The sequence below is a fragment of the Alkalicoccobacillus porphyridii genome (genome assembly GCF_007293315.1).
Classification (GTDB): domain Bacteria; phylum Bacillota; class Bacilli; order Bacillales; family Bacillaceae_D; genus Alkalicoccobacillus; species Alkalicoccobacillus porphyridii.
The window spans coordinates 190,559-204,681 of the sequence record NZ_VLXZ01000008.1; the positions used below are offsets into that span (position 1 = coordinate 190,559).

At 41.2% G+C, this 14,123-nt stretch carries 9 protein-coding genes; all 9 read left to right on the plus strand.

The features are described 5' to 3' along the window. Positions 1-22: 22 nt before the first annotated feature. The 9 genes from FN960_RS14085 (at position 23) to FN960_RS14125 (ending at position 13,920) form a co-directional block, all read left to right on the plus strand. Complete coding sequence (locus FN960_RS14085) at positions 23-2,314, plus strand: glycoside hydrolase family 3 N-terminal domain-containing protein (protein WP_143849365.1); 2,292 nt, start codon at positions 23-25, stop codon at positions 2,312-2,314. A gap of 219 nt (positions 2,315-2,533) precedes the next feature. Beyond that, on the plus strand, positions 2,534-4,795 hold the full coding sequence (locus FN960_RS14090; RefSeq protein ID WP_185971043.1) for a helix-turn-helix domain-containing protein: 2,262 nt from the start codon (positions 2,534-2,536) through the stop codon (positions 4,793-4,795). Positions 4,796-6,528: 1,733 nt separating this feature from the next. Continuing rightward, the gene (locus tag FN960_RS14095) at positions 6,529-7,833 is read left to right on the plus strand and encodes a glycoside hydrolase family 125 protein (RefSeq protein ID WP_143849411.1); all 1,305 of its coding nucleotides are present in this window, start codon (positions 6,529-6,531) and stop codon (positions 7,831-7,833) included. Between the two features lie 16 nt (positions 7,834-7,849). After that, a complete protein-coding gene (locus tag FN960_RS14100) occupies positions 7,850-8,722 on the plus strand; it encodes a sugar phosphate isomerase/epimerase family protein (protein ID WP_143849412.1) in 873 nt (290 codons plus the stop codon). A gap of 25 nt (positions 8,723-8,747) precedes the next feature. After that, entirely contained in the window at positions 8,748-9,671 is a 924-nt protein-coding gene (locus FN960_RS14105) for a Gfo/Idh/MocA family protein (protein WP_143849367.1), read from the plus strand. Next, the gene (locus tag FN960_RS14110; RefSeq protein WP_143849368.1) at positions 9,668-10,657 is read left to right on the plus strand and encodes a Gfo/Idh/MocA family protein; all 990 of its coding nucleotides are present in this window, start codon (positions 9,668-9,670) and stop codon (positions 10,655-10,657) included. The genes FN960_RS14105 and FN960_RS14110 overlap by 4 nt, the downstream gene beginning before the upstream one ends. 25 nt (positions 10,658-10,682) lie before the next feature. Next, the gene (locus FN960_RS14115) at positions 10,683-11,549 is read left to right on the plus strand and encodes a sugar phosphate isomerase/epimerase family protein (RefSeq protein WP_143849369.1); all 867 of its coding nucleotides are present in this window, start codon (positions 10,683-10,685) and stop codon (positions 11,547-11,549) included. Between the two features lie 28 nt (positions 11,550-11,577). Continuing rightward, positions 11,578-12,639, plus strand: coding sequence for a Gfo/Idh/MocA family protein (locus FN960_RS14120; protein ID WP_143849370.1), 1,062 nt, complete (start codon positions 11,578-11,580; stop codon positions 12,637-12,639). Between the two features lie 27 nt (positions 12,640-12,666). Continuing rightward, a complete protein-coding gene (locus FN960_RS14125) occupies positions 12,667-13,920 on the plus strand; it encodes an alpha-L-fucosidase (RefSeq protein WP_143849371.1) in 1,254 nt (417 codons plus the stop codon). The last annotated feature ends 203 nt before the right edge of the window (positions 13,921-14,123 follow it).

The window sequence follows — 14,123 nt, forward strand, 5'->3', positions numbered from 1 at the left end:
CGAGATTAAGAGGTGAGCACGTATGAAATATAAAGATTCATCACTCCCAATAGACGAACGCATAGAAGACCTGTTATCTGAGATGACCTTAAAAGAGAAGGTAGGTCAGGTTAATCAGAAAATGTATGGCTGGAATGCTTATGAAAAAACGAGTAACGGAATAGAATTGACGAATGCATTTAAGGAGGAAGTACAGTTTGGAGATGGAATTGGAGCCCTTTATGGGCTTTTCCGCTCAGACCCTTGGTCTGCTGTCACCTACGAAAATGGCATACCTACAAAAGACAATGCCAAGATCTCTAATCAAATTCAGCGTTATCTAATAGAACATACTAGGCTTGGCATTCCAGCGCTCCTATCAGAGGAATGCCCACACGGTCATCAAGCTTTAGATGGAACATTAATTCCAACGAATATTGGTGCTGGCTCAACGTGGAACCCTAATTTGATGGAGGAGGCATATGGCCATATTGCTACAGAGGTTCGCTCAAGAGGCGCACATCTCGGTCTCATATCCACTTTAGATATTTTGCGGGATCCTAGATGGGGAAGATCTGAGGAATGCTATAGTGAGGATCCATATTTAGCCGCGCAAATGACTAGAGCCGCCGTCCATGGGCTGCAAGGAAAAACGCCAGAGGAACAAAAGAATAAACTAGCTGCGATCCTCAAACACTTCGCTGCACAAGGAGCGGGGGAGCGGGGGCTTAACGCAGCTCCCGCTAATATAGGAGAAAGAGAGCTTCGAGAAATTCACTTGCCAGGCATGAAAGCAGGGGTAGAAGCAGGAGCACTAGGGTGTATGGCAGCGTATAACGAAATTGATGGAATTCCATGCCATGCCAATGAAGTATTACTAACGGATGTTCTCAGAGAGGAATGGGGATTTGAAGGCATTGTGATGGCGGATGGAACGGCTAATGATCGTTTGAATTTGCTAACAGGTAGCTATGAAAAATCCGGAGCAATGGCACTAAAAGCTGGAGTTGACTTAAGTCTGTGGGACATCTCTTTTACAAAGCTAGCTGAGGCTGTGGAAAAGGGTTGGGTCGAAGAAGAAATACTTGATCAGGCTGTGCGACGTGTACTAAAGCTAAAATTTTCATTAGGTCTGTTTGATCAGCCATTTACTGATGAAGAGCAGCTGAGAGCCGTGGTCGGAAACGAAGAGTTTAAGAAAGTTAATACTCAAGTTGCTCGTGAATCGGTTGTCCTGTTAAAAAACGACAACCGAACCTTACCATTAGATAAAAAAACGAAGAGAATAGCCGTAATTGGTCCAAATGCTAATCAAATCTATCATCAATTAGGAGATTATACATCTATCCAACCTGATCACAAGGGAACCACGATTCTAGATGGAATTGGCGATTTGAGCCAAGGAGAAGTAACCTTTGCAGAGGGATGTAGTGTTCGTGGTGAATCAAAGGAGGGGTTTGCAGAAGCGATTGAACTTACAAAAGCTTCAGATGTAGCGATCGTTGCGATTGGTGGCAGCAGCGCGCGGAATTTTGACATTCTCTTTGACATTAATGGAGCTGCGATCATGCAAGACAATCCAACAGATATGGATTGTGGTGAGGGTGTAGATGTTGCGGACCTTTCGCTTGGTGGTGTCCAATCTGAGCTTATAAAAGAGCTGGCCAAAACAGGTACCCCTATCGTTGCCGTGTTGATTCAAGGCAGACCACACGCAATTGCAGATATAGTAGATGACTGTGAAGCCATTATCTGTGGCTGGTATCCAGGCGAAGAGGGTGGAACGGCAATAAGTGAAATTCTATTTGGTGAAGTAAATCCAAGCGGGAAGCTTTCTGTATCCATGCCACGATCTAGTGCGCAGCTCCCAATCTATTACAACTATAAGGACCAAGGGAGAGATCCTAAATACTTAGATATGAATGCAGCTCCACTATTTCATTTTGGGCATGGCCTGAGTTATTCTACGTTTGACATTGGAAATCTTCACGTGGTTCATCCCCAGATATCTGTTAAGGATTTAGAGCAAGGAAAAATGGTTGAGATTCATGCAGATGTTACAAACGTAGGTGAGGTAGAAGGTGCTGAAGTCGTGCAGCTATATATTAATGATCTAGAGGCTAGTACCACCCGCAGAGTAAAGGAATTAAAAGCTTTTCAAAAAGTACTTCTTCAGCCGAGTGAAACGAAGAGAGTGACTCTCTATTTAGGAAAAGAGGAGCTATGCATCTGGAACCAACGATTACAATTTGTTCTTGAGCCTGGAGATGTCAAGGTGATGGTCGGAGCAAATTCTGTAGACACGATACAAACAAATATAACCATTACCGACTAATAAAGCGGTAGTTTTGAGGGATTTACGTTCAATAATCTAACAAAGATTATAAATTGAATGTAAATCCCTCTTGCTTGTAAATATGTTTATTCGCTATGATATACATTAGATGCCTAAACATTATAATGAATGTAGAAAAGATCGAGTTTTAGGCATTGGTTTTTAATGAGCACTTTTAAATTGAAAGGGCTTACTTTTGGTGGTGGAAGGGGGAGTAAAATGGCATTTGGCAACCTTAGATCTAAGCTATTATATAAATATATTATCTCCTATCTACTAATATTTCTTGTACCATTTACAATCATGAGTGTCGTCATTTATTTAAATGCAGTTTCTAGTTTAAGAGAAGAAATAGAAAACTCCAATGTCTATAATTTAGAACAAGTGAAGAACTTGACAGAGGAGAGATTATCCGAGTTAGATACTATCGCCGCCAGAATCTCTTTTGACCCTCGCTTAACACCTTATATGGTGAGTCATGGGTATTATAGTGGGGAAGCAACAGATGAGCTTCGTAAATATAAAGCAAATAGTGCAATTATCGAAGAGCTATTTATCTATTACAATAATAATGAAACCCTATATTCTACAAATGGATCTTATTCAATTGATGCTCTAGTGCAAAATAGTTATCAAATAGAACGTTTAGGTAAAGAAAATCTGTTAAATGACCTATCAACAAAAATACCATTGCTTCGAGCTGTTGACGATGTAGTGATTAACGAAGAAACGCATGAAAATTTAGTTGTTTATTTTGCACCAATTGCTCCTAATTCTGAAAAACCACATGGCACAGTGATGTTCTTTATTGAAGAATCTACCATTATTAATATGATAAGGAATATACTTGGAGAAATTGAGGGCAATGTTTATGTGTTTAATGAAGATGGACAAACGATTGCGTCTACTACTAGCGACGATTCTGTAAGTACAGCTGATATCTCATCTTTAGTGAACGGACGTACAGGGGTTAGCTCAGTTCAGATAGAAGGGAAGGATTATTCAACCGTTTCTGTACAGTCTGAAGTTAGTGGATGGACGTTTATCACGGTCATGGACCCTAACCAATTTTTTGGTAAGCTTTTTAACATGCAGCTTATCATTACATCGTTTCTCATAGGCATGTTCATTGTCGGTCTAATTCTTGCTGTATTATTTGGCAAAAATCAATACAAGCCGATTCAGGACTTATTTAATATAGCTAATAAAGGGGAGAAGCAGCCTCAATTATTTAAAGGTGAGAATGAGCTAGAAACGATCGGGAAATCCTTTGCGACATTGTATGAGGATCATGAATTACTAAATGAAACAGTAGATTTACATCAACCGTTTGCCCGTGAGCAATTCCTTGTTCGGCTATTAAAGGGGAGCTACAAAAGCAGTGACGAGATTCAGTCAATGATGGAAACTTTAAATCTATCATTTATGGAAGGGAATTATTTTGTTGCCATCGTTAATTTTGATACAGGTACTTTCTGTGAAGAGAATATAAATGAAAAAGACAATATTATCAGGGTGATATCGAATCTCTCTATTGATCAGGCAACAGCTTACGGTGTGGATTTGCTTTATTCTGATTCCATCGCCATTGTTATCGGCATCGCTTTTGAAGCAAATGATGAAAACAAACATAGAGAAGAGGTTATACAGGTTATTCAAACGCACTTTGAAGAGTACTTTGTACAAGTGCCAACGATTGGTGTCGGTCAGCCTTATAACAAAACATCGATGATCAATAGATCCTACATTGAGGCGCTGGCAACGGTAGAATACAAATTTTCAAAGCCGCAAGGAAGTATCATTTATTTTGAAGATATTGGAACAGAGTCAAAGCACTTGCTTGGTTATCTAAAAGAAGAGCAAGTGAAATATGTACAAAGCTTAAAACAAGGTGATCACACGGTTGCTACTGAGATGCTTACAGATATGTTTGATGCTATGGCGAGCAGGGAGCTATCCATCAATGAAATAAAGTGTATTTGTTTTGATATCATAAATACGACTTTAAAAACGGTATCTGAATTAGGCTTTGATAAACACATACCAGATTTTAATCAATTAATAGATTTTAAATCAATGGACCAATTGCATACAGAGCTTCAAAATGTAGTGGATGTGATATGTGAGGAAGTTGAGGTTAAAAAGGATAGCCATAATATTAAATTACGAGACGAGATCCTAACGTATATACAATCAAACTATAGAAAATACGAGATATCATTAGAATCCGTGGCGCAGGAATTTTACCTTTCTGTATCTTATTTAAGTCGGTTTATAAAGGAGCAAACGGGAGAGACATTTACCCAGTTTATTCAGAACCTCCGAATCCAGTATGTGAAGGAACAATTAACAGAAACAGATGAAGCGATTAAAGACATTGTGGTTCAAGTTGGATATAAGGATGTCGCCAATTTCATCCGCAAATTCAAAAAGATCGAAGGCGTTACCCCAGGGCAATATCGTAAACTTCATAAGTCGTAGAAAGAGCTCTGAGAGAACAGCAATGTCGGGACGAATTCACTCCCAAAATAGGGGGCGCGCTTACCGCAAGAGTACCTGAGCTAACGGGAGATGCCCTTTTATCTCAATGACCCTTATTGTCGAAGCGACTGAAAAAGTCATGTAAGAATGAGCTGACTGGCGCCGCTACAGGAGAACCCGACGCACCCGCAAGAACGGCCTCAGCCCTCGAAGCGGAAAACCGCCACTTCGATGTCTTCAGGTTCTCCTTCCGCTCATGTTCTAACTTAAACAATTGAAAAAAGTGCGCAGTCTGATAAAGATCGTTTTTCAGTGGCCTCCTTTATATCCCGGAGGTGTCGGCCCTCCTATTTTGTCCGTTTTTTTAGAAGTGGCAATGAAGTCTCTATTCACACAAAAGTAAAGGCTTGCCCCTTAGAAGGTATTAGCATGACTTTGAAGTATAAATTCTTATAGACTTGAACCGTTAATTATGATTAAAAGGAATACAGAAAGATTCGAAGGTTTTAATGAGTAAAGGCATATCGCCTTTACTTTTTCTTCTTTTTAGGCCAAAAAATTAACGTGATGATTCAAAGGAACACCTCAGCCTTTGATAAGATTAAGGTATTCAGCTTTCTAAAGAAGAACCAAAGGGTGAGAGATAAACACAGTCTATTAACTGAGTAATATTTGTAAGTTGATCTCTAACACAGAGGAAGGAATGGGCCGACTCATGGGGGAGGAAAGGGAGGCCACTGAAAAAGACGTTTTACCTTAAAAATAAATGCTAGATTAATGACGTGGAAAATGAACAATGTACCTCTTGTCACAAGGGTATCGGGAAAGAGAGGTACATCGGGAGGAAAGCGAAAAAAGTCTGCATACCAAGAGGAGCGGTAGATTTAGCAAGAGGAAAAACCGGCATACCAAGAGAAGCTGATGATATAGCAAGAAGCAAGAGCTCATAGCAAGAGAAAGGGCCTGCATACCAAGAGAAGCTTAGCAAGAAATTCATCAGAAATCCATCGGAAGACGATCTAAACTCGCGTGCGTAATTCGTTAAGCGCAGCCAATCCACCACCATCCCCACCACACGGGGATGGAAAATGCGCGAAATAGGTAGGGTATGCGCGAAAAAAAGTAAAATGCGCGAAAAACATCGGGTCATGCGCGGAAAGATCAATCCAGTGAGCGAAAAAACCGAAAATGCGCGAAAATCATCATGTGCTGCGCGAAAAAGCGGAGTGCGTGCGCGGAAGCCAATAAGCGCAACCTATCCACTTCGAGGGCTGAGGCCGTTCCCGCGGAAAGCGTAGGGTTCTCCTGTAGCGGCGCCATTCAGCTCATTCTTACGTGATTTTTTCAGTGGTCTCGAGGAAAGGGCAGGGTTGAAATAAGATTGGCGCTAGCCAAGATTAGTTCAACGCCCGCCCCCCGGAAAGCGTGCCCCATTCCTGTAGCGACGCCGAAGCCAAAATCATAGATTCTGCTCGATTCAAGTATAATTCGATCTAAATTAAAATGTGTATAGATCACATATAAATTAAGAAATGACATACTAACAATCCTCAATACCTCAGTGCAAAGCTAAAAATACAGATTCTTATGACGATTTTAACTAGTGTCTTAGAGATGCTACATATTGATTGAAGAGCATAAACTCATTAGTATTGTAAGCAGTTACATAAATATAAGTATAAAGATAAAATTAAGCTAAGGGTGTGAGAAGGTTGAAGTCATTACCAGAATCCATGGTTGCCTTAATTGAAGAAGTAAAAAGTCGTTTTCCAGATGATCCAAAAACTCAGAAAATGTTCGAGCAATGCTTCTCTAATACGTATGAGACGACGATTCGTCCACAGCAAGACGGCACGACCTTTGTGATAACCGGTGATATCCCAGCCATGTGGCTAAGAGATTCAGTAGCGCAAGTACGCCCATATTTATTATTAGCTGAGAAAGATCCGCACTTTGCAGAATTAATTCAAGGACTGATTGCTAAGCAAGTTTCCTACATTAATCATGACCCATATGCAAACGCATTCAATGAAGAGAGCAACGGCAATCGATATCATGATGATCAAACGGATATGACGCCTTTAATGTGGGAGAGAAAATATGAAATTGACTCATTATGCTACCCAATTCAATTATCGTATTTATTCTGGAGGGCAACGGGTCGGACCGAGCACTTTGACGATGCCTTTTTGCAGGCTGTTGATAAGATTCTAAAGACCTGGAGAATTGAACAGCACCATCATGAGCAATCTTCCTATTATTTTGTAAGAGATAACTGTCCTCCACAGGATACCTTATCTCATCAAGGCAGAGGGGCACCTGTTGCTTACACCGGTATGACCTGGAGCGGCTTTCGTCCAAGTGATGATGCGTGTACATATGGCTACCTGATTCCATCAAATATGTTTGCCGTTGTCGTCCTTCGACAGCTAGTGGACATTGCACAGGAAGTTCTTCAAAATGATGCACTTGCCAATTCAGCATTTGAACTAGCCAATGAGATTGATCAAGGCATTGAGAACTATGGAAAAGTGGAGCACCCTGAATTCGGAACAATGTATGCATATGAAACGGATGGTCTAGGTCATTACAATCTGATGGACGATGCCAATGTTCCAAGCTTACTTTCGCTGCCATACCTTGGTTATTGTAAGATAGATGACCCAATCTACTTAAATACAAGAGCCTTTATATTAAGCAAAAAAAATCCATATTTCTATGAGGGCACTGTGGCCAAAGGTATTGGAAGCCCACATACTCCGGAGAATTACATCTGGCATATTGCCTTAGCTGTACAAGGCATGACAGCAACGGATCAACAAGAAAAGGACGAGATTCTTTCTCTTTTTAAACAAACGGATGCTAATGAAAACTTAATGCATGAGGGCTTTGATGTAGATAATCCTGAAAATTATACAAGGCCTTGGTTTTCGTGGGCCAATTCTATGTTTAGTGAATTCCTCCTTCAATACTGCCAGTATTCAGTGAAGGGTAGTCCTTTATATGAACATATTGTCACAGCTTCAAAAAAATCATAATAAGAGGTGAAGAATGATGAAGGTAGGTCTCAGTACATACAGCTTACTTGCAGCAATTGAAGCGGGAGAGATGACGGTTTTAGATATTCTCCAGTGGGTGGCGGACAATGGGGGCGAGCATGTAGAAATTGTTCCTTATGGATTTAGTCTAGTCGATGATCGAGCTCTAGCAACAGCAGTTAAAGAGAAGGCTAGTGAACTAGGTTTAGTGATTTCAAGTTATTCCATGCCTGCGAACTTTGTTCAGGAAACGAAAGCGGAATTTGACGCGGAAGTAGCTCGGTTAAAAAAACATGTGGACTTACTTCATTTTATGAATATCCGTCATATGCGCCATGATGTCACATTGTTCACCCTTCCACCAGAAAAAAGAACCATTGAATACTTTGAAAATAGCCTGCCACAAATTATAGAAGGAAGCCGGCAAATCGCTGACTATGCAGCACAATTTGATATTACAACCACGATTGAAAACCATGGAATGGCGGTTCAGCATAGTGATCGTGTACAACGTGTTGTGCAAGCAGTGGATCGACCTAACTTCAAAACCACAGTTGATATAGGGAATTTCCTCTGTGTTGACGAGGATCCAATCGTAGGTGTTAGCAAAAATCTCCCACTCGCTTCTCTAGTTCATGTAAAGGATTTTTATATCAGACCGAGCTATGAGCATCCAGGTGAAGGAAAATGGTTTGAAAGCGCACATGGAAATTTCTTAAGAGGGTCTATCTTTGGGCAGGGGGATGTTAATACACGAGAAATAATAAAACGTATTAAACATTCTGGGTACGATGGATATCTTACATTAGAATTCGAAGGCATGGAGGATTGCCGATTGGGAAGTAAGATCGGTATGGATAACGTAAGAAGGCTTTGGGAAGAGGCATAAGCTATGAGTTTAGAGAAAGAGGTGAATGACTTTGATTACAATTGCCATTATAGGAAGTGAATCTGAAGCTCATGATCAACAGAAGCTGTGGTCGAAGGTGAAGAATGTTCAAGTTATAGCAACCGTTCCTATCACAGAAGCTGCGCAAGGTCTTTCAGATGAGCAGCTTTCAGCTTTACTTTTAGAGGATATTGATGTCATTGATGTATGTGTTTCGGTTGATCAAAAAATAGAGTTAATTCGTACATTTGCAAGAGAAGGGCTTTCAATTATAACCAGCTCTCCTCTGGCCAAAAGAGCGGATGAAGCCTCTGCATTTATTCATGAGTGTAAAGAGAAAAACGTTAGAATTTACAATCGAAATCATTTGAGGTTCTCACCGGAATACATTCATGCTAAAAATGAAGTTTCAAATGGTAGCTTAGGGAAACTCGGAGTAAATAGACTATCAGTAAATATGCCGCATCCTGGCAATGGTCAAGACATCTTCTTTAATCTAGGAATCTATCAATTTGAGTGGTTAGTCGAAGCGTTTGGCCGAGTCAAAAGAGTGATGGCTAAGCATGTTAAAAAGGAAAGTGTAGGTCAAGCGCCTGTTGAATATAGCTTAATTACGTTAAGGCTGGAGGATGATTCCTTTGTGCATGTTGAGCTGCGCTGGTTAGGAACAGAGCTGCGCTCATCATTTGAGCTCACGGGCGATAGCGGAATGCTTACTTATGATAGTAAGCAGGCGCAGCCGATCCAATTCAAGCGATACTCAAGTAGTGAAGATGTAGGGTCTGTTGGTGTTGAAGGTGCTCAGGTAAAAGAGTTAGAGAGTTTTGTAAACCATGTGGATTCTTATAGTGCAGCGGACAGCATCCATGCTTTACAGGTAGCTGAAGCAGCGAAGCAATCAGCCCTAACAGGAAAAGCAGTTGAGTTGAAAGAAGGTGGAATCAAGTGAAGATAGGAATTATTAGCTTCGCACACATGCATGCACTTAGTTATGCCTCTTCTATTACTAAACATAGAGACGCTGAGTTAACGTGTATATGGGATGCAGATGTAAACCGTGGCAAGGAAATGGCTAATCAATTTAACACACATTTTTATCCTTCTTTAGATGAGCTGCTTAACTCAGATATTGATGCTGTCATTATTTGCTCGGAGAACGTGAATCACCGAGAGCATGTGCTAAAAGCGGCTAATCATCAGAAGCATATTTTATGTGAAAAACCAATTGCAACAGAAGTGGAAGCTGCTGTTGAGATGATCGAAGCATGCAAAAAGCATAATGTAATTCTGCAGGTGGCTTATCCTGTTCGTTTTTCTACACCGATCCAAGAGGTAAACCAGTTAATTAAAGCTGGAGAGATTGGCGAGGTATTGGCAGTGAATGCAACCAATCATGGTCAAATGCCTGGAGGATGGTTTGTTGATCAAGCGTTATCTGGCGGCGGGGCAGCAACGGATCACATCGTTCATATCATGGATCTCCTGCGCTGGATACTGGAAGATGAAGTGTCATCTGTCTATGCAGAGCTCGATACTAGATTCTACGATATTGATGTAGAGGATTGTGGTCTTGTCCTGCTTGAGATGGAATCCGGAACCATTGTTTCAATAGACCCAAGCTGGTCCAGACCAAAAACATTTCCTACATGGGGAGATGTCACACTGGAAATTGTCGGAACAGAAGGCTCCTTATCTGTTGATGCCTTAAAAGAGCACTCCTTATTTTATAATGACAAGGCTAATCAAATTGAGCAAAAGCCTTGGGGTGAAGATATGGACGAAAAATTGGTCGAGGACTTCATTCAATGCGTGAAGGAAGGGCGTTCACCGTTTATAAGTGGGATCGATGGATTAAGAACGCTTGAGGTTGTCAAAGCCGCTTACCAAGCAGACAAAACAAAACAAGCGGTTTCTCTTAAACGTTTTGAATCCTAACTAGCATGAAAGGAGGTTCTTATATATGAAATTAGGCATGAGCTCCTACAGCCTGGTAGGAGCTATAAATACAGGTGAACTATCCATTTTAGATGTTTTGCAGTGGACAGCGGACAACGGAGGGCAGCATGTTGAAATTGTGCCCATCGGCTATTCATTAACGGACCAGCCGGAACTAATTGAAGAGATTGTGGAAAAAGCAAAAGAGCTGGATATCGAATTATCAAATTACGCTATTGGCGCCGACTTTCTAAAGGGTGACAGGCAGGAGTTTGAGCAGGAAATGGCACGAGTGAAGCAACAAGTAGATATCGCGCATGCTCTAGGTGTCAAACGAATGAGACATGATGTTTCTTTTAAACCACCAGCTGAAGCTACGATTGAGCAGTTTGAAGCGGATCTACCTAGATTAGTCGAGGGATGTCAGCAGATTGCTGATTATGCGACACAGTTTGATATTATAACAAGCATTGAGAACCATGGCTTTTATGTTCAAGCAAGTGATCGTGTGAAGCGCCTTATTCATCTGGTTGACCGTCCTAATTTTCGAACAACACTGGATACAGGGAACTTCCTGTGTGTGGATGAAGACCCTGTCGCTGCGGTGAAGAATAATATATCGGTTGCTTCGATGGTCCATGTCAAGGATTTCTATGTGCGTCGTGCTTCCTCCTATGATCCAGGAGAGGGCTGGTTTAAAACGACGGCTGGAAATCATTTAAGAGGGGCCATTACAGGTCATGGAGACATCCCATTACAGGATATTCTCAACACCATTAAGCAATCTGGCTATGATGGCTATATTTCCATAGAGTTTGAAGGATTAGAAGAATGCAAAAAAGCAGCAAAGATATCGATGGATAATGTACGAAGAGTATGGGATTCACTGTAATTTATTTTAATAAAGGAGTGATACATAAATGAAGCCAGTAAAAATAGGGGTAATTGGTGCAGGTTCCATATCCGAAATGCATTTCGATTCATATAAAAACCATAGTGACGTTGAGATTTACGCTGTTTGTGATTTAAATTTAGAAAGAGCAGAGGAAAAAGCTCAAAAATATGGCGCAAGTAAGTTTTTTTCAGACTATAACGAACTTTTGGCATTAGATGAAATCGATGCTGTGAGCATTTGTACGTGGAATAATTCACACGCAGAAATATCAATTGCGGCTCTACGTGCGGGTAAGCATGTGTTAGTAGAGAAGCCATTGTGTAAAACAGTGGAGGAAGCAGAAGAAATTCAAAAAGCTGTTCGTGAAAGTAATGGGAAAACCCTTCAGGTTGGATTTGTTCGCCGCTTTGCTACAAATATCCAAGTGTTAAAGAAATTTATTGATGCTGGTGAGCTAGGAGAGATTTATTACGCTAAAGCATCGTGCCTACGTGTTCTTGGAAATCCGGGCGGCTGGTTTGCTGATAAGGAGCGTTCGGGTGGAGGTCCACTGATTGATCTTGGCGTACATGTCATTGACCTATGCTGGTATTTGATGGGCAAACCAAAGGTTGTTTCTGTGACAGGGAATACGTATCAGAAATTAGGAAATCGAGCCAACATCCAAAATAAATCTTATTACAAAGCAGCCGATTTTGATTCCAGTAAAAACAGTGTAGAGGATTTGGCGAATGCATTGATCCGTTTTGAAAACGGAGCTTCATTAATGGTCGATGTAAGCTTCACACTACATGCCCAAAAAGAAGCCATGGACGTCAGTATCTTTGGTGATAAAGGTGGTGCAACCATCGAGCCTAAGCTAGAAATCATCACGGAGAAGCACGACACCATGTTAAATCTAACTCCACAAATTGATGCACTTACCTTCGATTTTGTCGCTGGCTTCCAGAACGAAGTTAACCACTTTGTTGACTGTGTTCAAGGTAAAGAAACTACAATTAGTCCTGTTGAAGATGGCGTCGAGATCATGAAGATCCTATCCGCCGTTTATCACTCAAGTGAAACCGGCACTGAGGTAACCTTTTAATAAATCCTTGTTTAAAAGGAGGTTAACATGAAAGTAGAAGATCTGGCACGACCAACAAAACAGCAGATTGCTTGGCAGAACCTAGAGCTTGGTTTTTACGTTCATTTTGGCATGAACACGTTTTGTGATCAGGAATGGGGAGACGGTACGGATTCCCCGAAATTATTTAACCCGAGTTCTTTTGACGCAAGACAATGGGTGAAGGTTGCAAAAGACGCAGGCTATAAATACTTTGTCTTAACGGCTAAGCACCATGATGGTTTTTGTTTGTGGCCCACTTCGACAACAAATTATTCGGTTAGTAATAGTCTATGGAAAAATGGAGAAGGCGATGTCGTCAAAGAATGCGCAGATGCTTGTAAAGAAGCAGGAATGCCCTTTGGTGTCTACCTATCTCCCTGGGACCGACACGAGCCTTGCTATGAAAACAAAGAAGCCTACGATGATTTTTACTGTGCACAGCTAACAGAGCTTTTAACACAGTACGGTCCAATTGTAGAGGTCTGGTTTGATGGCGCTGGCTCTGAAGGTCGGGAATATGACTGGGAACGTATCATTGGTATTGTGAAAGAATATCAGCCCGATGCGATGATTTTTAATATGGGGCAACCAACGATTCGTTGGGTTGGGAACGAAGAAGGAGTCGCTCCTTATCCATGCTGGAACACACGACAACAAGCGAGATTGAGCATGTTTACAGAGGATCAAGTCCACTGGTTACCAGGGACGCCCGAGTGGATGCCAGCTGAATGTGACGTGCCAATCCGAGGCAATCACTGGTTTTGGCATGAGAATGATGAAGACCGAATTCGATCTTTAGATGAACTAGTCACTATTTATGAGAAATCAGTCGGAAGGGGAGCGAATTTATTATTAAATGTTGCTCCTGATGATAGAGGGCTTATACCAGACGCTGATATAAAGCGAGTCCAAGAATTAAGTCAACGGATTCAAGAAAAATATGGTCAGCCGATTGCTACCACAAGTGGGAATGGGCATGACATCATTATTGAACTGGAAGAGAGTACAGATGTGAATGCTGTTATCCTCAAAGAGCAAATCGCTGATGGTGAAAGAGTAAGAGAATATCAAATTGAAGTGGAACAGCAAGGCGTCTGGAAGATCATCGCTGAAGGCTCAGCCATCGGACACAAGCGCATCCAATCCTTCTCAAACGTAAATACAAAAAAAGTAAAATTAAAGATAACAGAAGCAGTTGGAGAACCGGAGATTATTGAGTTCTCTGTATTTAATACAGAGCAGGTCGTTGATGGTGTGTGAAGGCTTTAGCTAGTGCATGACCAAGAGAAATAAGGGATACACCAAGAGGTTCTGGTATTTAGCAAGAAGGAGAGGTAAAGTCCTTATGATTGTGTAAATACGAATTCCAATACCTCTCTAAACAAGCGGACGAAAAAGAAGGGCCGGCACCTGCGGGATAAAAAGGAGGCCACTGAAAAAGAAGCTTTATCTGATAGTGAATC

Bases quoted from the DNA above. Each gene is read 5' to 3' on its own strand.
- FN960_RS14115 (WP_143849369.1), top strand. From the start codon at position 10,683: ATGAAATTAGGCATGAGCTCCTACAGCCTGGTAGGAGCTATAAATACA.
- FN960_RS14125 (WP_143849371.1), top strand. From the start codon at position 12,667: ATGAAAGTAGAAGATCTGGCACGACCAACAAAACAGCAGATTGCTTGG.
- FN960_RS14085 (WP_143849365.1), top strand. From the start codon at position 23: ATGAAATATAAAGATTCATCACTCCCAATAGACGAACGCATAGAAGAC.
- FN960_RS14105 (WP_143849367.1), top strand. From the start codon at position 8,748: ATGACTTTGATTACAATTGCCATTATAGGAAGTGAATCTGAAGCTCAT.
- FN960_RS14090 (WP_185971043.1), top strand. From the start codon at position 2,534: ATGGCATTTGGCAACCTTAGATCTAAGCTATTATATAAATATATTATC.
- FN960_RS14100 (WP_143849412.1), top strand. From the start codon at position 7,850: ATGAAGGTAGGTCTCAGTACATACAGCTTACTTGCAGCAATTGAAGCG.
- FN960_RS14095 (WP_143849411.1), top strand. From the start codon at position 6,529: ATGGTTGCCTTAATTGAAGAAGTAAAAAGTCGTTTTCCAGATGATCCA.
- FN960_RS14120 (WP_143849370.1), top strand. From the start codon at position 11,578: ATGAAGCCAGTAAAAATAGGGGTAATTGGTGCAGGTTCCATATCCGAA.